The sequence below is a fragment of the Curtobacterium sp. VKM Ac-2861 genome (assembly GCF_013204965.1).
Taxonomy (GTDB): Bacteria; Actinomycetota; Actinomycetes; order Actinomycetales; family Microbacteriaceae; genus Curtobacterium.
Genome location: NZ_JABMLA010000004.1, coordinates 246,167 through 267,822, shown reverse-complemented (window position 1 = coordinate 267,822; position 21,656 = coordinate 246,167). Strand labels below are relative to the sequence as shown.

General features: G+C 69.7%; 21 protein-coding genes and 2 tRNA genes. 7 read left to right on the top strand and 16 right to left on the bottom strand.

What is annotated here, in order from left to right; translation table 11 throughout:
• Nucleotides 1-98 precede the first annotated feature (98 nt).
• Nucleotides 99-1,379, bottom strand: a complete 1,281-nt coding sequence (gene clpX / locus HQQ88_RS12220; protein WP_111084519.1) for an ATP-dependent Clp protease ATP-binding subunit ClpX — start codon at nucleotides 1,377-1,379, stop codon at nucleotides 99-101.
• Nucleotides 1,380-1,612: 233 nt separating this feature from the next.
• On the opposite strand from clpX, the gene HQQ88_RS12215 reads away from it, so the two are divergent.
• Together HQQ88_RS12215 and HQQ88_RS12210 are read left to right on the top strand one after the other, a co-directional pair.
• Nucleotides 1,613-2,341 (top strand): YcnI family protein, encoded by a 729-nt coding sequence (locus HQQ88_RS12215; protein ID WP_123341090.1) that lies wholly within the window; start codon nucleotides 1,613-1,615, stop codon nucleotides 2,339-2,341.
• A 50-nt stretch (nucleotides 2,342-2,391) separates the two neighbouring features.
• Nucleotides 2,392-2,997 (top strand): copper resistance CopC family protein, encoded by a 606-nt coding sequence (locus HQQ88_RS12210; RefSeq protein WP_173169565.1) that lies wholly within the window; start codon nucleotides 2,392-2,394, stop codon nucleotides 2,995-2,997.
• A 62-nt stretch (nucleotides 2,998-3,059) separates the two neighbouring features.
• Here HQQ88_RS12210 and HQQ88_RS12205 read toward each other — a convergent pair whose 3' ends face one another.
• From HQQ88_RS12205 to HQQ88_RS12185, 5 genes are all read right to left on the bottom strand, one after another.
• Nucleotides 3,060-3,719, bottom strand: coding sequence for an ATP-dependent Clp protease proteolytic subunit (locus tag HQQ88_RS12205; protein ID WP_111075987.1), 660 nt, complete (start codon nucleotides 3,717-3,719; stop codon nucleotides 3,060-3,062).
• A gap of 26 nt (nucleotides 3,720-3,745) precedes the next feature.
• Complete coding sequence (locus HQQ88_RS12200; protein ID WP_111084515.1) at nucleotides 3,746-4,375, bottom strand: ATP-dependent Clp protease proteolytic subunit; 630 nt, start codon at nucleotides 4,373-4,375, stop codon at nucleotides 3,746-3,748.
• Between the two features lie 169 nt (nucleotides 4,376-4,544).
• Nucleotides 4,545-5,852 carry a trigger factor gene (gene tig, locus HQQ88_RS12195; RefSeq protein WP_159572754.1) on the bottom strand — a complete coding sequence of 436 codons (1,308 nt, stop codon included), beginning with the start codon at nucleotides 5,850-5,852 and terminating at the stop codon, nucleotides 4,545-4,547.
• A gap of 52 nt (nucleotides 5,853-5,904) precedes the next feature.
• Nucleotides 5,905-5,981, bottom strand: a tRNA-Pro gene (locus tag HQQ88_RS12190).
• A gap of 93 nt (nucleotides 5,982-6,074) precedes the next feature.
• Entirely contained in the window at nucleotides 6,075-6,350 is a 276-nt protein-coding gene (locus HQQ88_RS12185) for a hypothetical protein (RefSeq protein WP_131921664.1), read from the bottom strand.
• A gap of 53 nt (nucleotides 6,351-6,403) precedes the next feature.
• Between HQQ88_RS12185 and HQQ88_RS12180 the strand changes: the two genes are divergently transcribed.
• Nucleotides 6,404-6,474 (top strand) — tRNA-Gly (locus tag HQQ88_RS12180).
• Nucleotides 6,475-6,577: 103 nt separating this feature from the next.
• On the opposite strand, the gene HQQ88_RS12175 is transcribed toward HQQ88_RS12180, so the two are convergent.
• The 7 genes from HQQ88_RS12175 to HQQ88_RS12145 form a co-directional block, all read right to left on the bottom strand.
• Nucleotides 6,578-6,868 (bottom strand): DUF1905 domain-containing protein, encoded by a 291-nt coding sequence (locus HQQ88_RS12175; protein WP_173169564.1) that lies wholly within the window; start codon nucleotides 6,866-6,868, stop codon nucleotides 6,578-6,580.
• A 225-nt stretch (nucleotides 6,869-7,093) separates the two neighbouring features.
• Complete coding sequence (locus HQQ88_RS12170) at nucleotides 7,094-8,014, bottom strand: endo-beta-N-acetylglucosaminidase H (RefSeq protein WP_173169563.1); 921 nt, start codon at nucleotides 8,012-8,014, stop codon at nucleotides 7,094-7,096.
• Nucleotides 8,015-8,063: 49 nt separating this feature from the next.
• Nucleotides 8,064-11,063, bottom strand: coding sequence for a glycoside hydrolase family 38 C-terminal domain-containing protein (locus HQQ88_RS12165; protein ID WP_173169562.1), 3,000 nt, complete (start codon nucleotides 11,061-11,063; stop codon nucleotides 8,064-8,066).
• Between the two features lie 32 nt (nucleotides 11,064-11,095).
• A complete protein-coding gene (locus tag HQQ88_RS12160; RefSeq protein WP_173169561.1) occupies nucleotides 11,096-12,490 on the bottom strand; it encodes a cellulase family glycosylhydrolase in 1,395 nt (464 codons plus the stop codon).
• On the bottom strand, nucleotides 12,490-13,311 hold the full coding sequence (locus HQQ88_RS12155; protein ID WP_173169560.1) for a carbohydrate ABC transporter permease: 822 nt from the start codon (nucleotides 13,309-13,311) through the stop codon (nucleotides 12,490-12,492). Before HQQ88_RS12155 ends, HQQ88_RS12160 begins: the two co-directional genes overlap by 1 nt.
• Nucleotides 13,312-13,469: 158 nt before the next feature.
• Nucleotides 13,470-14,348, bottom strand: coding sequence for a carbohydrate ABC transporter permease (locus HQQ88_RS12150; protein ID WP_111084508.1), 879 nt, complete (start codon nucleotides 14,346-14,348; stop codon nucleotides 13,470-13,472).
• Entirely contained in the window at nucleotides 14,348-15,640 is a 1,293-nt protein-coding gene (locus HQQ88_RS12145) for an ABC transporter substrate-binding protein (RefSeq protein WP_123293981.1), read from the bottom strand. The genes HQQ88_RS12150 and HQQ88_RS12145 overlap by 1 nt, the downstream gene beginning before the upstream one ends.
• Before the next feature lie 115 nt (nucleotides 15,641-15,755).
• On the opposite strand from HQQ88_RS12145, the gene HQQ88_RS12140 reads away from it, so the two are divergent.
• From HQQ88_RS12140 to HQQ88_RS12130, 3 genes are all read left to right on the top strand, one after another.
• Nucleotides 15,756-16,787 (top strand): LacI family DNA-binding transcriptional regulator, encoded by a 1,032-nt coding sequence (locus HQQ88_RS12140; RefSeq protein ID WP_173169559.1) that lies wholly within the window; start codon nucleotides 15,756-15,758, stop codon nucleotides 16,785-16,787.
• Nucleotides 16,788-16,888: 101 nt separating this feature from the next.
• On the top strand, nucleotides 16,889-17,221 hold the full coding sequence (locus HQQ88_RS12135) for a hypothetical protein (protein WP_123293983.1): 333 nt from the start codon (nucleotides 16,889-16,891) through the stop codon (nucleotides 17,219-17,221).
• Between the two features lie 102 nt (nucleotides 17,222-17,323).
• A complete protein-coding gene (locus HQQ88_RS12130) occupies nucleotides 17,324-17,476 on the top strand; it encodes a hypothetical protein (protein WP_159572741.1) in 153 nt (50 codons plus the stop codon).
• Between the two features lie 8 nt (nucleotides 17,477-17,484).
• Here HQQ88_RS12130 and HQQ88_RS12125 read toward each other — a convergent pair whose 3' ends face one another.
• Genes HQQ88_RS12125 through HQQ88_RS12115 form a run of 3 tightly spaced genes read right to left on the bottom strand, consistent with a single transcriptional unit; the run spans nucleotide 17,485 to nucleotide 20,620 of the window.
• Nucleotides 17,485-18,348: an EamA family transporter gene (locus HQQ88_RS12125; RefSeq protein ID WP_173169558.1), complete on the bottom strand. Its 864-nt coding sequence runs from the start codon at nucleotides 18,346-18,348 to the stop codon at nucleotides 17,485-17,487.
• Between the two features lie 13 nt (nucleotides 18,349-18,361).
• Nucleotides 18,362-19,024, bottom strand: a complete 663-nt coding sequence (locus HQQ88_RS12120; protein WP_111084503.1) for a response regulator transcription factor — start codon at nucleotides 19,022-19,024, stop codon at nucleotides 18,362-18,364.
• Nucleotides 19,025-19,063: 39 nt separating this feature from the next.
• A complete protein-coding gene (locus HQQ88_RS12115) occupies nucleotides 19,064-20,620 on the bottom strand; it encodes a sensor histidine kinase (RefSeq protein ID WP_123293985.1) in 1,557 nt (518 codons plus the stop codon).
• 133 nt (nucleotides 20,621-20,753) lie between these two features.
• On the opposite strand from HQQ88_RS12115, the gene HQQ88_RS12110 reads away from it, so the two are divergent.
• A complete protein-coding gene (locus HQQ88_RS12110; protein WP_173169557.1) occupies nucleotides 20,754-21,602 on the top strand; it encodes a helix-turn-helix domain-containing protein in 849 nt (282 codons plus the stop codon).
• Nucleotides 21,603-21,656 lie beyond the last annotated feature (54 nt).

Sequence of the window (21,656 nt, the reverse complement as noted above, 5' to 3'; positions counted from 1 at the left end):
TGGGAAGAACCAGACGTCGATCCGCGGACCGCGCCGACCGCCCCACCACGACGAAGCCCCGCACCGATCCGGTGCGGGGCTTCGTCGCGAGCGGGGCGCTACGCCGACTTCTCGACGCGCTTCGCCCGCGGCCGGGGCACGATGGTCGGCGCCGCGTTCTCGAGCACGGACTCGCGGGTGATCACCACGCGGGCGACGTCGTCGTCGGACGGGACGTCGAACATCACCGGGCCGAGGACCTCTTCGAGGATGGCGCGCAGACCACGGGCACCGGTCTGGCGCAGCACGGCCAGGTCGGCGATCGCCTCGAGCGCACCCTGGTCGAACTCGAGCTCGACGCCGTCGATCTGGAACATCCGCTGGTACTGCTTGATCAGCGCGTTCTTCGGCTCGGTCAGGATCTGCATGAGCGCTGCCTGGTCGAGCTGCGACACCGTGGTGACGACGGGCAGACGACCGATGAACTCGGGGATCAGGCCGAACTTGTGCAGGTCTTCCGGCAGGACCTCGGAGTACAGGTCCTGGTGGTCGGTCGCACTGTGCAGCGGCGCCCCGAAGCCGATCCCCCGCTTGCCGACGCGCGAGGACACGATGTCCTCGAGCCCGGCGAACGCACCGGCCACGATGAACAGGACGTTCGTCGTGTCGATCTGGATGAACTCCTGGTGCGGGTGCTTGCGACCACCCTGCGGCGGGACCGACGCGACGGTGCCCTCGAGGATCTTGAGCAGTGCCTGCTGCACGCCTTCGCCGGAGACGTCGCGCGTGATCGACGGGTTCTCGGCCTTGCGGGCGATCTTGTCGACCTCGTCGATGTAGATGATGCCGGTCTCGGCCCGCTTGACGTCGTAGTCGGCGGCCTGGATCAGCTTGAGCAGGATGTTCTCGACGTCTTCACCGACGTAGCCGGCCTCGGTCAGGGCGGTGGCGTCGGCGACGGCGAACGGCACGTTGAGGCGCTTCGCCAGGGTCTGCGCCAGGTAGGTCTTGCCGCAGCCGGTCGGGCCGATGAGCAGGATGTTCGACTTCGCGATCTCGATGTCGTCGCGGTCTTCGGCAGCGGTGATCTGCCCCTGCGCCCGGATGCGCTTGTAGTGGTTGTAGACGGCCACGGCGAGGGCGCGCTTCGCCGGGTCCTGCCCGATGACGTACTCCTGCAGGAAGTCGAAGATCTCGCGCGGCTTCGGCAGTTCGAAGTCACCGCTCGAGGTGTCCTCGCCGGCTTCCGCCAGACGCTCCTCGATGATCTCGTTGCACAGCTCGACGCACTCGTCGCAGATGTAGACACCCGGACCGGCGATCAACTGCTGGACCTGCTTCTGGCTCTTGCCGCAGAAGGAGCACTTGAGGAGGTCCCCGCTCTCTCCGATGCGTGCCATTGCCGTGCCTCCCTGGTTGGACGTGCCGGCCCGCGCACTCGCACCGGCCGCTGGTGCACCGCTGCTGGTGGGCACCTCGTCGTGGACACGAGCCTAACCGCAACCGGTGACACCGACCGTGCGGCGCCGCGGGATTTCGCGCGCGCGTTCGCCCAGGGCGTTCGGGCCTGCTACCGTGATCCAGTCTTCTCTACAAGTTGTAGAAACACCGTCCCGACCATCGAAGGATCCCCATGCAGAAGCGTCTCGCCGCCGGCGGCGCCGTCACCCTCGGCGCCGTGGCCGTCATCGTCCTCGGCACCGCCGGCGCAGCCAGCGCGCACGTGTCCGCGACGGCCACCTCGACCGCCGCGAACTCGTACACCACGGCGACCTTCTCGGTCCCGCACGGCTGCGACGGCTCCCCCACCACGAAGATCGAGTTCCAGGTGCCGGAGTCCGTCATCGAGGTCACCCCCACCGTGAACCCGAACTGGAAGATCACGAAGGCGACCGAGCCGTACACGAGCCCCTCCGCCGCGGCCGACGGTGAGCACGCCGAGGACGCCGCCGAGCGCGTCACGAGCATCACCTACACCGCGAAGACCCCGCTCCCCGCCGACGAGCGCGACACCTTCGCCCTCTCCTTCTCGCTGCCGGACGGCAAGGCCGGCGACCTCGTCGAGTTCCCCGCGATCCAGACCTGCGAGAAGGGCTCGGTCGAGTGGAACCAGGAGCAGCAGGCCGGCGAGGCCGAGCCCGAGCACCCGGCCCCCTCGATCACGCTGACCGCGGCCGAGGCCACGGACGACGACGGTGACCCGGTCGCCACCACCCCGACCGCCGAGGCCGCAGCCGGCTCGACGACCCCCGCGGACCCCGACCTGGTCGGCCGCTTCCTCGGCCTGGGCGGTCTGGTGCTCGGCGCCGTCGCCCTGGTCGTCGCCGTCGCCGGCACGCGTCGTCGGAGCTCCGCCAAGTGACGCAACGCGGCTCGCGTCGGACTCGGCTGCGGTCCTCTGCCTGGAGGCTCGTGGCCGGGTCCGCCGCGGCCGTCGCGATCGCGGGCGGTGCGGTCCTCGGGCTCGCGGGTCCCGCCAGCGCGCACAACTACCTGATCGCGTCCACCCCGGAGGTCGGCGGCACACTCACGAGCCTGCCGAAGGCGTTCGAGATCACCACGAACGACAAGCTGCTCGACATCGGCGACTCCGGTTCTGGCTTCGCCTTCCGGGTCGTGGGCCCGGACGGGAAGTACTACGAGGACGGCTGCGTCGACATCGACGGCCCCTCGATGACCACGCCCGCCGCCCTCGGCGACTCGGGGAATTACACCGTCGAGTGGCAGATCGTCTCCGCCGACGGCCACACCGTCTCCGACGAGTACGCCTTCACGTGGAAGGCCCCGTCCGGCTTCTCCGCGGCCTCGGGATCGACCACGCCGCCGACCTGCGCCACCGCGGGAGACGACTCCACCGCGGCCGCCACCACCGGCACCGCCTCTGGCGACACCGACTCGGCCGCGACCGACGCGCTCTGGATCGGCGCCGGAGGCGTCGTCCTCGTCGCCGCGGTCGTCGCGGTCCTGCTGCTCCTGCGGCACCGCCCCGCGCCCGAGACGGACGACACCGAAGACTGACACCGCCGCACGACGAAGGCCCCACACCGATCGGTGCGGGGCCTTCGTCGTTCCTGCTGGTGCTACTTGACGAGCGCCGGCAGGTTCTTGCGGCTGGTGAGGACCTGGTCGATCAGGCCGTACTCCACGGCTTCCTGCGCGGACATGATCTTGTCGCGCTCGATGTCGTGGTTGATCTCCGCCGGCGTCTTGTTGGAGTGCTTCGACAGCGTCTCCTCGAGCCAGGTGCGCATGCGGAGGATCTCCGCCGCCTGGATCTCGATGTCCGACGCCTGGCCGCCACCCTGCTGGACAGCGGGCTGGTGGATGAGCACGCGGGCGTTCGGCAGAGCCAGACGCTTGCCCGGCGTGCCACCGGCGAGGAGCACCGACGCGGCCGAGGCAGCCTGACCGAGGCAGACCGTCTGGATCTGCGGACGGATGTACTGCATCGTGTCGTAGATCGCCGTCATCGCGGTGAACGAGCCACCGGGCGAGTTGATGTACATGACGATGTCGCGGTCGGGGTCCATCGACTCGAGCACGAGCAGCTGGGCCATGACGTCGTCAGCCGACGCGTCGTCGACCTGGACACCGAGGAACACGATGCGGTCCTCGAAGAGCTTCGCGTACGGGTCCTGGCGCTTGTAGCCGTAGGCCGTGCGCTCCTCGAAGCTCGGCAGGATGTACCGATCAGAGGGAGCCGGGACGTTCTGCGCGCCACCGAGCATTGGGAGATGCATTCTCGTTTCCTTTTCTTCGGTGGGGGTCAGGACTGGGCGTCGGGGTCGGCAGCCGCGGTCGGCGTCGCGCCGTCACCGACGGTGCCACCACCGCCGACGACCTCGGCCGACGAGGCACGCAGGTGGTCGACGAAGCCGTACTCGAGGGCTTCCTGCGCGCTGAACCAGTTGTCGCGGTCGTTGTCCTTGAGGACCTGCTCGATCGACTTGCCGGTCTGCTCGGCCGTGAGCTCCGCCATGCGCTGCTTCATGTCGAGGATGACCTTGGCCTGCGTCTGGATGTCGGCAGCGGTGCCGCCGAACCCGCCGGACGGCTGGTGCAGCAGGACGCGGGCGTTCGGCGTGATGTAGCGCTTGCCCGGCGTGCCGGAGGACAGCAGGAACTGTCCCATCGACGCGGCCAGGCCGATGCCCACGGTGACGATGTCGTTCGGGACGAACTGCATCGTGTCGTAGATCGCCATACCGGCGGTGATCGAGCCACCGGGCGAGTTGATGTAGAGGTAGATGTCCTTCTCAGGGTCCTCGGCGGCGAGCAGCAGCAGCTTGGCTGCGATCTCGTTCGAGTTGTCGTCGCGGACCTCGGAGCCGAGCCACACGATCCGGTCTCTCAGAAGGCGGTCAAAAACACTGGGGTTCAGTGTTGCTTCGGCCATGGAAAAGCTCCCGTTCAGTTGTCGCTTGTTGTCGAACTTATCGGTTGCAACGCACCACTTCGCGTGTGTTCGCCGACAGCAATGCGGTGGTGCGGAAAAGACGAGACGGGAGGCACGGTGCCAGCTGGCACCGTGCCTCCCGTCTGTATCGCTGGTGGCGTCGAGTTCGTTACTCGGCGTCCTCAGCAGGGGCCTGCGCGACGCCCGCCGTGAAGGCGGACAGGTCGACTGCGTCGCCGTTGGTGTCCTTGACGGTCACCTTCGACAGGACGGTCGCGACCGCCTTCGAGCGGGCGACCTCGCCGACCATGCCCGGGATCTGGCCGTTCTGGTCGATGACCTTGATGAACTCGGCCGGCTCCATGCCGTACTGCGCAGCAGCCTGGATGAGGTACTGGGTCAGTTCCTCCTGGGAGACCTGGATCTCCTCCTTCTCGGCGATGGAGTCGAGGAGGATCTGCGAGCGGAAGGCCTTCTCGCTGGACTCGGAGACCTCCTTGCGGTGCTCGTCGTCCTCGAGGCGGTTCTCCTGCTCGAGGTGACGGTGCACCTCGTCCTCGATGAGCTGCTCCGAGATCGGGATGTTGACGTCCTCGATGAGCTTCTCGACGAGCTTGTCGCGAGCCGCGGCGCCCTGACCGAAGGTCTTGGACTTCGCGATCTGCTCCTTCAGGTCCGCCTTGAGCTCGTCGATCGTGTCGAACTGGCTGGCGATCTGGGCGAACTCGTCGTCGGCCTCGGGGAGCTCGCGCTCCTTGACGGCGGTGACGGTGACGGCGATCTGGGCGGTCTCGCCCTCGCGGTCGCCACCGACGAGCTTCGACTCGAAGTTCGTCGACTCGCCGGCGGTCAGCGACTCGAGCGCCTCGTCGATGCCCTCGAGCAGGTCGCCGGAGCCGATCTCGTAGGAGACGCCGGTGGCCGAGTCGACCTCGTCGTCGCCGATGCTGGCGGTCAGGTCGATCTGCGCGAAGTCGCCGGTCTTCGCCGGACGGTCGACGGTCACGAGCGTGCCGAAGCGGGTGCGCAGGTTCTGCAGCTCCTCTTCGATCTCGTCGTCCGACACCTCGACGGCGTCGACGGTGAGCTCGTACGCGGAGTAGTCCGGCAGGTCGAACTCGGGACGGACGTCGACCTCGAAGGTGAGGACGAGGTCGCCCGCGAAGTCGGCGAGGTTCGGCAGTTCGGCGACGTCGGCCTCGGCACGGCCGAGGATGCGCAGCTCCTGCTCTTCGACCGCCTGGCGGTAGAAGTTGTCGATGGCGTCACCGACGGCGTGGTTCAGGACCTCGCCACGGCCGACGCGCTGGTCGACGATCGCCGGCGGGACCTTGCCCTTGCGGAAGCCGGGGATGTTGATCTGCTCGGCGATGTGCTTGTACGCGTGGTCGATGCTCGGCTTGAGATCTTCCGGCGTCACGTTCACGGTGAGCTTGACGCGGGTGTCGCTCACCTTGTCGACGGTGCTGGTGGCCACGGGATGTTCTCCTGTTGGTTGACGTTCGTGTGGTCGATGGTTCTCGAGGACCTGGTCGGGGCGACAGGAGTTGAACCTGCGACCTCCCGCTCCCAAAGCGGGCGCTCTACCAAGCTGAGCTACGCCCCGTTTGACTGGGCCAGGGTGTCCGCGCGCGCCGAAGGGCGCATGCGACGCCGATGAGTCTAGCGGTCCCCCGGTGCGCGGTTCCCGGGAGGGACGTCACTCGTCCGCTGCGGCGCGTCGCAGGCCGTTGCGCCACCGCACGCCGACCACCACCTGAACCCCGAGCGCCGCGACAGCGAGCACGATGCCGACGACGATCCGCCACACGTGCAGCAGGGCGTGCGCGGGCTGCGACTGCGGATCGCCGAACAGCTCCGGGCGCATCGAGAACACGATCGCGGCGAGGACCACCAGCGCGTACGAGACCACCCGCGACCGCTTGATCCGCCGCGCATCGGCGTCGGTCGGCGGGAGCATCACACGGGGTGGCATGTCGGTACTCGTTCGTCCGCTACGATGGTCGGGCTGCGACACGTGCGCAGCGCGGGGATGTAGCTCAATGGTAGAGCCCCAGTCTTCCAAACTGGCCACGCGGGTTCGATTCCCGTCATCCCCTCTCTTGCTTCAGCTGGTGCGCGGTTACACGCTCGGTGCGAGGTTGTTCCGGCGCACCGAGCGATCAACGTCGCACGGGGCGAACACGCGCGCACCGTGCGTCGTCAGGGACTGCCGAGTTCGAGCGTGATCTGCGGGGCGTCGCCGAGTTCCACCCGGGCACGCTTGCGCTCCGCCGCACGCAACGGCACGAGGTACCCGCCGTCCTTCGGGAACAACGAGGTGGTCCAGGTCACGGCGCCGATCGTCACCCGGGCAGGGATCACACCCCAGCCGTAGGTGAGCATCCGCGCGAGGTCGGCGATGACCTCGGCGGCGTCCGGCGGCACGACGGCGAAGAAGAACGGTGACGGGCCGCGCCACTCGATCACCTCACCGCGGAACTCGAGCTCCATGTCGCGATCGTACGGCCGCGTCGTCGAGCGCGCCGGACCGGGTTCCGATCTCGGTCCGTGACGGTTCCGGTTCACGATCACCGGGATCTGCGAACCGGAACCGTCAAGCGCGAGGAGGAACTGGTGCCTCCTCGGAGCCAGCGGGACGTGGACGACGGACGCGCCCCGTGTTTCCAGGCCGGAACCGGGGAGCACGGGGCGCGAGCTGCCGTCAGCGCGAACGCGTCAGCGGTACGTCGCGGCCTGACCGTAGAGCTTCTGCGTCAGGGCGGAGACGTAGGCGGACTTGTCACCTCCCGGCAGGTTGTACGTCATGAAGACGCCGTACCCGTCCGCCTTCGTGCGCTGCGCGAGCGACACCGCCGTCGACTGCGAGGTGTTCTGGATGTCCACCGCCGCAGCGGACAACCGGTCCTTGCCGAGCCCCGGGATCGACGGCGCCGAGTACGTGCCGTAGTAGGGGTTCCAGGCGTAGTCGAGCTTCGAGCCGACGGTGCTGCTCGACGACGACAGCGAGGACGAGGCCGGGCCGATGTCGTAGAACGAGATGAGCTTGCCGGGCATCTGGGCACGCAGCGCGGTGATGAGCCAGCCGATCGACTGCTGGTTCGGCTGCGGGGTGCCGTTCGCGCCGTAGTCGGAGTACTCGTCGTCGAGGTCGACGCCGTCGAGTCCGTACTTCGACACGGTGGCGGCGATCTGGGACGCGAAGTCCGACGCCGCGGCCTGGGTCGGGAAGTTGGCGATGCCCGCACCCTGGTGGTTGCCGAGGACCGACAGCGACACCTTGATGCCCTTCGCCTGCAGCGGCTTGATCTGCGTGGCAGCGTTGTCGAGGGTCGCCTGCACCTTGTCGTTGTTGACCAGAACTGCCTTGGAGCCGTTCCAGTTGATGTTCGCCGCGAAGATGATCGCGACGTCGAAGGCGTTCGCACCGCCGGACAGCGTGTAGCGGCCGACGTTCGCGAGCTGGTCGTTGTTGACCTCGACGTAGGCGATGCTCGTCGGCCCCGACTTCGTCGCGGCGGCAGTGCCGGCGGCGGCTGCAGCAGCGGTCGGTGCTGCGGTCGCGGCTGACGGCACCAGTGGCGTCGCCACCATCGCGGCGATTGCCGCCACGATCCCGAACTTCATGGACTTCTTCATGACACTCCTCTTCGAGTGATGAACCGGCCGGCGGTCGCCGACCGGGGTCTCAGACGCGCGGGAACCGGAAGGTCCGCACCTCGTACGCGTCGACGGCGAACGACGACGCATCCGTGTCGGTCAACGGCTCTTCGAGCAGGGTGACCTCGGCAGCCGGTCCGAACGGCCCGTCGACCTCGATCCCGCCGGTCCCCCGCCGCCCCACCGGCTCGTACACCCGCACGACCAGGTCGCCGGAGCGGTCGTCGGCGAGCTTGACGCTCGACAGCATGACCCCGCCGGACACCCGCACGAGCGGCGCGAACCCGTGCGCCCCGGTGACGGTCCGCCCGCCGGCGTTCATCCGGACGCCGGCCGCGGTGGCTCCGAGCTGGTCCGTCCCGATGACGATGCCGTACCGGTGCGTCTGCACGCCCTGGTCGGTCTCGGGGTCGGGGAACCGCGGTGCCCGCAGCAGGGACAGCCGCACGGTGGTGGTGACGTGCCCGTCGACGGCGTCGCGGGTGGTGTCGAACCCGTGGATCGAGTCGTTCACGAGCGCGACGCCGAAGCCCGGCTCGGACACCAGCACGTAGCGGTGCATCGACGTCTCGAACTTCGCGGCCTCCCACGAGGTGTTCGTGTGCGTCACCCGCTTCTGCGCCCCGAACTGCGTCTCGGCGACGGTGTGCTCAGCGCGGACGTCGAGCGGGAACGCGACCTTGAGGAACTTCTCGGTCTCGTGCCAGTCGGTCGTCTGGTCGAACTCGAGCGTGCGGGAGTCCGGTGCGAGGACGATCTCCTGTCGCACGGTCGAGTCGCCGAAGGACCGCGACACGACGACCCGGGCGACACCGGCGTCGTCGACCGAGGCCTCGAGCGACGAGACGTCCACCAGGTCCTCGACCCGGTTCCGGTAGTACCGGTCGACGTCCCACGCGTCCCACATGTTCGGGAAGTCCTGGTGCAGCTGCAGCAGGTTCGCGGCCTGCCCGGCGGCGATCGCCTCGCGCCCGCTGGCCAGGTCGACGGCGCTCGTGACGAGTCCCTGGTCGGTGACCGTCACCCGCACCAGCTCGTTCGCCAGCACGTACCCGCCGTCCTGCTCCGTCAGCGTGACAGCGGTCGGTTCCGCCACGTCGGTCGCCAGGACCGCGCCCTGCGCGGGTGCGCCGGCCTGGAGGAACGGGGCCGGGTTCACGACGACGGCCGCGTCTCCTGCACCGGCGAGCGCCGAGAGCGCCTGGCCGATGATCGCGGTCAGCGCCGCGGCCGTCTCGGCGTACTTCGCCTCGGCTTCGCGGTGCACCCAGGCGATCGAGGTGCCCGGCAGGATGTCGTGGAACTGCTGGAGCAGCACCTGCTGCCACAGGGCGTCGAGCTCGTCGTACGGGTAGGCGAAGTCGCTGCGTGCGGCGGCGGTCGTGGCCCAGAGCTCGGCCTCGATGAGGAGCTGTTCGCACCGGCGGTTGCCCTGCTTGGTGCCGTGCTGGCTGGTCAGGGTGGCGCGGTGCAGCTCGAGGTACAGCTCCCCCACCCACACCGGCGGGTCGGTCAGCTCGGACTTCGCACGGTCGAAGAACGTGTCGGGGTGCTCCCAGCGGACCTTCGCGCTGCCCTCGAGGTCGGCGAGGCGTGAAGCCGTGCCGGTCATCTCGCGGGTCGTGCCGCCGCCGCCATCGCCCCAGCCGACCGGGGCGATCGAGCCCGTGGCGAGCCGGTTCTCACGGAACTGGCGGGAGGCCTTCGCGACCTCGCTGCCGGACAGGCGCGAGTTGTAGGTGTCCATCGACGGGAAGTGCGAGAACACCCGTGAGCCGTCGATGCCCTCCCACAGGAACGTGTGGTGCGGGAACTTGTTGACCTGGTTCCACGAGATCTTCTGCGTGAAGAACCACTCGAAGCCCGCACGGCGCATGAGCTGCGGCAGCGCCGGCGAGTACCCGAAGCTGTCCGGCAGCCAGACGCCCTTGGGCCGGATGCCGAACTCGCGCTCGAAGAACCGCTGCCCCTGCGAGAACTGGCGGACGATGCTCTCGCCGGTCGGCATCACGGTGTCGGACTCGACCCACATGCCGCCGATCGGCAGGAACCGTCCGGCCTCGACGGCGGCCTGCACCCGGGCGTAGACCTCGGGGCGGTGTTCCTTGATCCAGGCGTACTGCTGCGCGCTCGACATGCCGTACAGGAAGTCGTCGGTCTGGTCGATGAGCTCGGTCATCGTCGAGGTGGTGCGAGCGACCTTGCGGATCGTCTCGCGGACCGGCCAGAGCCAGGCGGAGTCGATGTGGGCGTGGCCGATCGCCGAGATCGTGTGCGCCGAGGATTCTGCGGGGGCGGCGAGCACCTCGGCGAGCGCCGCACGGGCGTCCCCGGCGGTCTCCGGGATGTGCTGCAGGTCGAGCGCGTCGAGGGCGTCGTCGAGAGCCTGCAGGATCCGCATCCGTCGCGGTCCCTCGGGCAGCTCGGCCTGCAGTTCGAGCAGGACGTCGATGTCGAGCGCGAGCTCGTGCACCTCGGACTCGAACACGGCGAGGTCCATCCGGCGCGAGGTGTACAGCCGCTTCGACGACGAGGTCTGGATGTCGCCCTCGTGCGTGACGAGGAAGGGGTGGTAGTCGAGCAGGACGGGGTTCGACGCCGCCTCGACGAAGAGCTCGATCGTCTCCCCGCCTTCGGCCCGTTCCGTCAGCAGCACCCACTGGTTGCGCGGGTTGATCGACTTCACCGGCGTGCCGTCGGCCAGGTACACGAGGCCCTCGCACTGGAACCCGGGCATGTTCTTGTCGAAGCCGAGGTCGATCACGGCCTCGACCCGGCGACCGGCCCACTCGGCCGGCACCGTCCCGGTGAGCCGGAACCACGTCGTCCCCCAGGCCGCACCCCAGGGCGTGCCGACCTCGTACGGTTCGAAGGTGAGCTGCAGGCCCTCGGTCGGCGGGACGGGCTCACCGGGCAGCTCGTGCCACGCGGTCTCCAACGGCACGGCGGTGGCGTGCACCGCCGGCGTGATGCGCTCGTCGAGGACCCGGCGGGCCCGTCCGGTGGTGAGGGGGATGTCGTCGTGCATGGGGCCTTCCAGGGTCGGGGCGTGGGCGCTGGTCAGCGCGTGGTCGCGGGGTGCGCGACGCGGATGGACGTGGAGTCGAGCTCGGTGGGCACGTCGACGCAGCGATCGATGCCACGGGCGGCGAGCATCCCGGTGTCGCCGAGCCGGGACCGCAGGACGACCTGCGGGCCGCGACCGTCCGGTTCCGCCGACGCGACCGCGAGCCAGGCGGCGGCGAACCGTCCGCCGGGGGCGCAGTCGGCACGCATCCCGTGTCGGTCCGAGCCGTCGGGCAGCACGTCGTCGAGCACGAGCGCCGTGGCCGGCGGCGCAGCAGCGGTGTCGGTGGCGCCGGACCGTGCGACGGCCGCGAAGGCCTCGCCGGCGGGCTTGATCCGGCCGTCGTTGGTGAAGAGCCCGAGGTCGTACTCGAGCTCCGGGAAGTCGGCGAGCGACCTGGCGACGTCGTGCGAGCACCACCACGTGACACCGAGCACCTGCTGCGCCCCGAGCACGTGCCGGATGGTCTGCTCGGTGAACGAGGCGGCGTCGGCGGGATCGACGACGTTGGTGGGCGCCCCGACCTCCTGCAGCCAGTTCGGCCGTGCGGGGTCGCGGTTCCACGCGGCGGCGAGCTGGAGCAGGTACTCCCCATGCCGCACCGATCCCGGTCCGAGTGCGCCGTGCAGGGCCGCCGAGCCGTTGAACACCCACGAGTGCGTGACGGTGGCGTCACCGTGGTCCGCCGCGTGCTCCGGTCCGAACGGCTGCGCGTCGTCGTACCAGGCCGCGTCGTACTGCGCGACGGTGACCAGCGGCCGTGGACGCGACCCGCTGCCGGACGGAGCCGACGCGGACGAGTCGAGCCGGGCCTCCCGGCCGGACGAACCGTCCGGACCTGCCGAACCGGACGGACCGGACGCGAGCCCGGACCGTGCCGCCGCGACCATCTCCGCCGCCCACGCGTGCCCCTGGTCCGCCGTGATGTCGTGCGGGGCGGGGTGCGGCTCGTGCGCGAACTGGTTCACCTCGTTGCCGATGGTGATGCCGAGCAGGTTCGGCTTGTCCGCGACCGCTGCGGCGAGCGCCCGGACGTACGCCGCGGTCGACGCGACGACGTCCTGGTCGGTGAACATGTTCCGACGGTGCCAGCTGTCCAGCCACGACGGCACGAAGTCGAAGCTCGACAGGTGCCCCTGCAGGGCGTCGACGTTGACGTCGAGTCCGAACGAGCCGGCGATGTCCACGACCGTCGCGACGTCCTGCAGTGCCGACGCCCGGATGAGGGTGCGGTTCGGCTGGACCACCGGCCAGAGCGGGAAGATCCGCACGTGGTCGGCGCCGAGCGAGGCGATCGCCTCGAGGTCCCTGGCGGTGTCCGACGGTGAGAAGTCGAGCCACGAGTGGAACCAGCCGACCGAGGGCGTGTAGTTGACCCCGAAGCGCATCAGCCCTTCACACCGCCCTCTTCGATGCCCTTGAAGAAGAACCGCTGCAGGACGGCGAAGATCACGGCGATCGGGATGAACGCGATCATGGTGCCGGCGGCGATCATGCGCTGGTCGGTCGCGAACGTGCCCTGCAGGTACTGCAACCCGACGGTCAGGGTGAGGTTCTCCGGCGACTGCAGCACGATGAGTGGCCACAGGAAGTCGTCCCACGCCCCGATGAACGAGAAGATCGCGATGACGGCGATCGTCCCCTGCACGGCGGGGAGCGAGATGTACCGCAGCCGCTGCATCGCGTTCGCACCGTCCATCACCGCGGCCTGGTCGATCTCCTCGGGGATCTGCCGGAACGCGTTGAACATGAGCAGCACGTTCAGTGCGGCGATCATGCCGGGCAGGGCGACGCCGACCAGGTTGTCGGCGAGGCCGAGGTCCTTGACGGTGACGAACTGCGAGATGATCGTCGCCTCGCCGGGCAGGACGAGGGTGGCGAGGAACAGTCCGAGCACGAGCTTGCGGTGCCGCCACTGCAGCCGCGCCAGAGCGAAGCCGGCGAGCGTCGCGAAGACGATGTTGCCGAACACGTCGATCGCGGCGACGAGCAGCGAGTTGCCGATGTAGCGCCAGACCGGGATCGCGGCGGCCACCTTGAGGTAGTTCTCGATGGTCGGCTCGGTCGGGATGAACGACGGGTTCGCGGTGTAGATGTCCTCGCCGGCGCCCTTGAGCGAGGTGGACAGCTGCCACAGGAACGGGCCGATCGTGATGAAGAGCACCACGATGAGCAGGACGTAGCGCACGACCTTCTCGCGGGTGGACATGACACCCCAGACCGCGCGACGGCGCTTGCGTCCGTCTCGTCCGTCCCGTCCGTTCGGCCGGGAGGCCCGTCCCGCGTCCGTCGCGCCCGTCACTTCCGGCGTCGGGCTGGCTGCACCGCGCGCCCCGCCCAGGGCGGGTTCGGTGGTCGTCGTGTTCGTCACTTGTCCGCCTTGCTGTTCATCCGCGCGAGGGCGAGCATCGGGATCAGTGTCACGACGAAGAGCAGGAGGCTCAGGGCGGACGCGTAGCCGAGGTTGCCGGTGAAGCCGCGGGCGTACTGCTGGATGAGCATGACGAGCGAGTTGTCCTGCCCGCCGGGTCCACCGGTGCCGTTGGTGAGGATGTAGAGCTCGCTGAACACCCGGAGCGCGGAGACGCACACCAGGATCCCGACGAGCGTCATGGTGCCGCGGACCCCCGGCATGGTGACCGACCAGAACCGCCGCACCGATCCGGCGCCGTCGAGGGCGGCCGCTTCGTGCAGGTCCTTGCCGACGTTCCCGAGGGCCGCGAGGAAGATGATCATGTAGTAGCCGAGGCCCTTCCAGACCGTCAGGCTGATCGCGCTGAGGAGCAGCAGCCACCGGTCGGTCAGGAACGGGACGCTGCCCTGCACGACGCCGAGCGCCTGCGCCATCTCGTTGATGACGCCGCGGTCGTCGAGGATCCAGGTCCAGATGAGCCCGACGACCACGGCCGACGCGATGACCGGCGTGTAGAACGCCGTGCGGAAGAACGCGATCCCCGGCAGCTTCTGCTGGACGAGCACCGCGATGAGCAGCGGCAGCACGGTCAGCAGGGGCAGGCAGATCGCCATGTAGATGACGCTGTTGAGCAGCGCCTCCCACACCTGCGGATCGGCGAGCAGGGTCTCGAAGTTCTTGAGCCCGACCCACTGGCTCACGCCCCCCAGCGGGCTGGCGTTCGTGAACGACAGCCGGACGGTGTTGATCGACGGCCAGAGGCTGAACGCGACGAGCCAGACGAGGGCCGGCAGGACGAGCAGCCAGGGCGTGAACCAGCGGTTGGCGCGCATCAGCCGTTGGCCAGCAGGCTGTTCATCTTGGTCTGGGCCGTCTGCAGCGCCTTCTCCGGCGCGACCTGGCCCTTCATGGCGAGGGCGATCTGCTGGTCGAGGAAGTCCGTCATCGCGGAGTTCGCCTCGACCGGGTTGAGGACCTTCGCGGTCTTCAGGGCCTCGTTCGCCAGGACACGGGCCTCGCCGTTGACGGTGCCGTCGTCCTTCGAGAAGTACGGGTCGGACTGCGACGACGTGGTCGACGGGAAGATGTTGACCTTGTGCGCGAACGCCTCTTGGTTCTCCGCGTTCGTCATGAACTTCGCGAACGCCTCGGCGGTGGCGAGGTGCTTCGACTTGGCGGACACCGACAGGCCCTGCACGTAGAGCGGCGGGGTGTCGAGGGCCGGGCTGACGGTGACCTTGCCCTTGAGCGACGGGTTGTTCTTCTCGAAGTCGGCGAGCGAGGTGGCGCCGCCCGTGGTCCAGGCGACCTTCTGCTGCGTGAACAGCGTCGAGTTGCCGAGGTAGTCGCTGTTCAGCACGTTCGAGGGCATGTAGCCGTCCTGGTACGCGTCCTTGTAGCGCTCGATCAGGTCGGCGGCCTTCGACGAGTCGGCAAAGGTGAACTTCGTGCCGTCCGCGTTGAGGACCTTCACGCCGGCGAGGGTGAAGTCGCCGAGACCGGGCTTCCGGCTCATCAGGTAGTCGGTCGGGCAGTTCTCGTGCATGGTCTTCGCCTGCGTGAACAGCTCGTCGGTGGTCTTCGGCGGGTTCTTCGCGTCGAGGCCGCACTTCGCGAACATCGTCGCGTTCCAGTAGTCGACGTCGGTGTTGAGGTACCAGGGGTACCCGAACGTGCCGTCGACGCCCTTGTACTTGTAGGAATCGAGCGCGCCGGCGACGTACGTGCTCGCGAGCTTGGTGTCGTCCTTCGCGACGTCCTGCAGGAACCCGCGCTTCGCGAGCGGCAGGGCGATGTCCGGCGGCAGGTTGATGACGTCGGGCAGCGAGTTCGACGACGCCTGGCTGAGCACCTTGTCGGCGTAGCCGTCGCCTGGCTGGTCCTGCAGCTTGACCTTCGCGTCGGGGTGGGCCTTCTCGAAGTCGGCGATCACCCCGTTCAGGTAGCCCGTGTACGTCGGCGTGAGCGCCCACGTCTGCAGCGTGATCGACCCGCTGATCTCCCCGCTGCCGGTGTCGGCCGCGTTGCCGCCGCTCGAGCAGCCCGTCAGGACGAGTGCCGTGGCGGCAGCTCCTGCGAGCAGCGCTGCGGCGCGGCTCCTCGTCGCACGTGTGGTGGTCCTCATGGCGTCTGACTCCCTCGTCATCCTGCGTGGTCATCGTGCTGAACCGGTTCAGTTCCTGTCCCTGAACCCGCTTGTGGCAGTGACTATGGAGGACTAAAACGCTATAGTCAAGCCTATGGCCACGAACCGTCGAACGACGATCTCCGACATCGCCGCGCGTGCCGGCGTGTCCGTCAGTGCGGTCTCGTTCGCCCTCAACGACCGCCCCGGCGTGTCCGACGAGACCCGCGAACGCGTCCGCGCGATCGCTCGCGAACTCGACTGGCAACCGCACACCGCAGCGCGCGCCCTGGGCGGCGCGAAGGCTGGCTCGATCGGCTTCGTGCTGAACCGGCCGGCCCGCACGCTCGGCACCGAGTCGTTCTTCGGCGACCTGATCTCCGGCATCCAGCTCGGGCTCGCCGGCACCCACGTCGGGATGAACCTGCTCGTGGCACGCGACGCGGCCGAGGAACTCGAGACCTACCGGGCCTGGTGGCGCGGGCACCGGGTCGACGGCGTCGTCGTCATCGACCCGCGGCGCGACGACGACCGGCTCACCCTGCTCGCCGAACTCGGCATGCCCACGGTCGTCGTCGGCTCCCACCCCTCACCCGAGGGCTCCGCACCGAGCGTGTGGATCGACGACGGCGACGCGACCGACACGGTCCTGCGGTACCTGCACGCGCTCGGGCACCGGCGCATCGCGCACGTCGCCGGGCGCCCCGAGTTCGAGCACACCGCCATGCGGATCGGCCGCGTCCGGGCCTTCGCGGCGACCGAGGGGCTCACGGACGCCGTGTCGATCCCGACCGACTACTCGGCCGAGGCCGGCGCGAGTGCGACCCGGACCCTGCTGTCCCGCAGCAGTCGGCCGACGGCGATCGTGTACGACAACGACGTCCTGGCGGTCGCCGGACTCGGGGTCGCGAGCGAGATGGGCGTCGCGGTGCCGACCGACGTCTCGATCGTGTCCTTCGACGACTCGGCGATGATCCAGCTCGTCCGGCCGTCCATCACCTCGCTGACCCGCGACACCGTGGAGCTCGGACAGCGCGCGGCGACGCTCCTGCGCGCGCAGATCGACGCCGATGCCCCGTTGCCGTCACGCCCCGGGCCACCACTGACCCTCAGCGTCCGGGAGTCGACGGCACGCGCGGGGTCCTGACCCGCCGTCGACACCATCCGACACGCCCAGCAGGTGTCCGGCCGAGGTCCACGGCGCGCGGCGGACTTGACTCCCGTTCGAACACACGTTCGAATACCGTCGTGGGACGGCGTCGCGAGAACCGGTGGCAGCCCCCGGAACACCCGGAGGTCGAACGTCCGCGCGCCTACTCGCTGTCCGAGGACGCCCGTGGGCCCGACGTCTGCCACGCCGTCACGCCCGTGCCGGTCTGGGCGTGGATCCAGTTCCCGACCTTCCACGTCCGGGTGAAGGCCTTCGCGAAGAGCTGGACCCGTGATGCCGTCATGGTCGAGTGGGCGCAGTTCGGACAGCAGGCGGACGCCTGGGTGTGGCGGTCGGCCGTGAAGCACCGCACCCTGCGCGCCGACCAGGCGGAACGCGCGATGCGGAGTCCGCAGAACGCAGCGCGTTGACTTCTGCTCGCACCCCGAGGATGGTTTAGCGAACACCGGTTCGGCAAGTAACTCACTGATCGAGGCATTCGTTCGAGTGCCGCTCCGGGACGAGGAGGCACCATGAAGAACACAGCGGTGCCGTCCTGGGTCGCCCACGTGCTCACCCCGCCCGAGGTCATCAGCGCCTACGTCGAGGCACGGGTCAACGATCCGGCCCTGCTGTCGGGCGAGCACACGGAACCCACGTACGCCGACTTCCTCGGCGACGAGTAGACGGTCGTTCAGCGGCGTCGGCGGCGCGCGGACAGCGTGACGCCGACGCTGGCAGCGGTGACGCACACCAGCGCCACCGTCTCCAGCACGGACAGTCCCTCGCTGAGCACCACGAGGCCGGCCAGCGCGGCGATCGCCGGGCCGAGACTCTGCAGCACGCCGAACACCCGCGTCGGCATCCGCCGCAGCGCCAGCATCTCGAGGGCGTAGGGCAGCACGCTCGACAGCACGGCGACGGCGCCGAAGACGAGCAGCAGCACCGGTTCGCGGACCACGCCGTCGACAGCGGACGGGAACCCGAACGGCAGCGACACGAGCATCGCGACCACCATCGACACCACCAGGCCGTCGACACCCGGGATCGCGGCGCCGACGTGCCGGTTCATCACGATGTAGCCCGCCCAGCACGCCGCCGCGAGCACGGCCCAGACCACGCCGCCGACCTCGGTCACGGCGCTCGGGCCGACCCCGAGCAGCACGACGCCGGCGAGCGCCAGGGCGGCCCAGAGCGCGTCCCGCCACCGCCGGGTGTGCACGAGGGACAGGGCGAGCGGGCCGAGGAACTCGATCGTCACCGCGACGCCGATCGGGATGCTCGCGAACGACAGGTAGATGAAGACGTTCATCCCGCCGAGCGCCAGCCCGAGGCCGACCGCGCCGAGCCACTGCGCGCGGGTCCAGTGCCTGATGCGAGGACGGACGACCAGCGCGAGCACCACCGCGCCGATGACGAGCCGGAGCGTCGCGGCCCCGACCGCGCCGACGTCGTCGAAGTGGGTCTTCGCGATCGCGGCCCCGAGCTGGACGGACACCATCGCGGTGAGGGCGAGCAGCGGAGCCGGGATCCGGTCGGTACCGCGGGCCTGGTTCATCCGCGGGACCGGCTCATCCGAGGTAGGCGAGCACGGCGAGGACGCGGCGGTGGTCCTCGCCGGTGTCCTCGAGCGCGAGCTTGCCGAAGATGCTCGACACGTGCTTCTCGACGGCGCCGGTGCCGATGACGAGGGCGCGGGCGATGGCCGCGTTCGTGCGACCCTCGGCCATCAGGCCGAGCACGTCGCGTTCGCGCGGGGTGAGCGCGGCGAGTGGGTCGCGCCGTCGGCTCATCAGCTGCGTGACGACCTCGGGGTCGAGCACGGTGCCACCGGCCGCGATCCGACGAACGGCGTCGTCGATCTCCTCGAGCCGGGTGACGCGGTCCTTGAGCAGGTAGCCGATGCCCGTCGCACCGGCGGCGAGGACGTCTTCGGCGTAGGTGGCCTCGACGTACTGCGAGAGGAGCAGGACCCCGGTGCGCGGGGCGATCCGGCGGGTCTCGACGGCGGCGCGGACGCCTTCGTCGGTGAAGGTCGGCGGCATCCGGACGTCCATGACGACGACGTCGGGAGCGCCGTCCGGCAGCGTCGCGAGGAACGCGCGGGCGTCGGCGTACTGACCGATGACGTCGATGCCGGCTTCGTCGAGCACGCGGGCAAGGCCCTCGCGCAGCAGGACGGCGTCGTCGACGACGACGGCCCGGATGCGTGCTGCATCCGGGCCGTCTGTCATGCCGACCAGCCTAGTGGGAGCGCGGGCGCTCCCGTGGGGTCACGACCGCGGGTTCGCCGTCGTGGGGACGCCGTTCAGGGCACCGAGCGGGATCCGCGCCGTGGCCTCGGTCGGGCCGCCCTCGGGGCTCGCGACGACCAGGTCGCCGTCGAGCGCGCGCATCCGGCCGATCAGGCCCTCGATGCCGTGGCCCTGCTGGGGTCGTGCTCCGCCGCGGCCGTCGTCGGTCACGCTGACGGTCAGGTACCAGAGCCCGGAGGCGTCGACCACGAGGCCGAGGTACACCCCGGCGGTCGTGGCACCGGCGTGCTTCATGGTGTTCGTCAGGAGCTCGCTCACGGTGAAGTACACGTTGCGCTGGATCTCCGTCGCGAGCTCGAGGCCCTCGGGCAGGCGGACGTCGAGGCCGACCGGGATCGGGGTGCGGGCGACGAGCGCTTCGAGGGCCGCCACGAGCCCGCGGTCGAGCAGGATCGGCGGGGCGAACCCGCGGGACAGCGCACGCAGTTCGTCGAGGGCGTCCTGCGCGTGCTCGGAGGCCTCGCCGATCAGCTGCTTCGCCTTCTGCGGGTCCTTCTCGAACGCGCGTTCCGCTGCCGACAGGTCCATCCGGAGCCGCACCAGGCGCTGCTGGGGGCCGTCGTGCAGGTCGCGCTCGATCTGGCGCAGGGCCTGACCCTCGGCGGTCACGGCACCGGCACGGGAGGCCTGGAGTCCGGCGACGCGCTGCTCGAGCTGCTCGGCACGGAACCCGCCGAGCAGACCGAAGTCCACCCAGTAGTGCGCGATGACCGAGCCACGGGCCCAGAGCGGGAACAGCACGACCGAGGCGGCCATCGACAGCAACCCGAGGAACCCGAACCCGACGACGGAGGTCATGTCCCACCCGAAGTACTGCGCACTCAGTCCGTTCGCGAACGCGACCACCGCGAGCCCGACGGGCCAGAGGAACCCGGCGAGCAGCAGGACGCCGGCGCCCACGGTGAAGAGCGCGACGAGCGGGTAGACGACCGCTGCGTGCAGCAGGTAGAGCCAGTAGTGCGGGTTGGCGACCGCGGAACCGGTGCGCGTCCACCAGTTCTGCTGCCAGCGGGGCGTCCAGTCCACCGGGCGGATCGGACGCCGGTCTGCCCATCCGATGCGGAGCTTCTCGAACTGTCCGAGCCACCGCGCCACGAACAGCGCGATGAAGAACATCAGCAGCACGAACGGGTTGAACAGGTCGCGGAAGCCGCCGCCGAAGATCGCCGCGGGGAACGCGAAGTAGAGCGTGCAGAGCAGCACCCCGGTCAGGGCCATGTAGCCGAAGTCGCGCGGCAGGCGCTTCCACGACTCACGGTAGAACGCGCCGGCGGTCATGCCGGAGCCCGCGCTGCCGCCCCGGCCGCCACCCGGTGCCGATCCGTTCGGCGGGGTTGCTCCCCACGACGCCGGCGGCGTCTGCTGGTCGTGCTGTCGCGGGTACTGCGGCATCGGCTTGGTGGCTCCAGGTGGGACGGAGTCGCCCAGCGGGACGGTCTGGGCCTGGTCGGGCGAGGGCGTGACGTCGTCCAGCGGGACGGTTCGCGCCTGGTCGAGGCGGTCGGTGTCGGTCATGACTCCAGCCTCGCGATCACGGGGCCGTTCCCCCATCCTGCCCCCTCCCCACCCCGGGTGGGGTTATCCCCCCTCTCCACAGATCTCCCGAGGCCGATCGTCGCGGGACGGCCCGCAGGACATGCTCGTGGTGATGGGCGACGCACTCCGAGCACTGATCGACGCCGTCGGCCTCGAGGTCGGCCCCGGCGAGGAGATCCGATCCGACGACGACCGCTGGACGCTCGATCTCGATCTCGATCCGGACGGTACGCACGCCTGGGTTGCGACCCGGCACCGGCCGGTCTGGCTCCACCGCGACGACACACTCGTGTTCATCGAGGCTGGTGGAGCCGCACTGGTCGAGCAGCACCCGACGACGTCGATCGGCTCCGACCCCGAGCGGCACGGTCCGCCTCGAACTGCTCCTTCGTACGACTTCCCGCACGAGGCCCTGTTCGCCGACACCGGCGTCGTCGTCGGATCGGCGAAGCTGGGGCCACTCGCTGCCGAGGTCCTCGCGCTCCCGCCGATCGCCACCACCCAGCCCGCGGGCTTCCCATCGGCCGACGTCGTGCTGGCGCTGCGTCACGTCGGTCACCTCGACGGCGGCCGGTGGCACGGCGTGCAGCAGGATGCGCTCGCGCGACTCGTGGTCACGACCGTGCTCCACGACAACCCACCGCCCTTGCTGCGCGACAACAGCCTGGCGAGGGTCCTCGACCGGCTCTTCGACCCGGCGGGCGGGCACTCGACTGCGGACCTGCTCGACGGCGTCGGCCTGTCTCCGCGCACCCTCGAGCGTCGGTGCACCGAGACCACGGGCTGCACGCCGGCCCAGCTCGGACGGTGGTTCCGGAGCCTCGGCGTCCGGAGTGCACTCACCCGGGGTGACCGTCCCGCCGAGGTCGCTGCACGCTTCGGCTTCAGCACCACCGCCTCCATGCGACGCGCGCTGCAGCGGGTCCGCGCACCGGAGACCGACCTCCCTCGGAGGTTCTGACGGTTCTGGTTCACGAATCCCGCGGTTCGCGAACCAGGACCGTCAGCCGCCCGG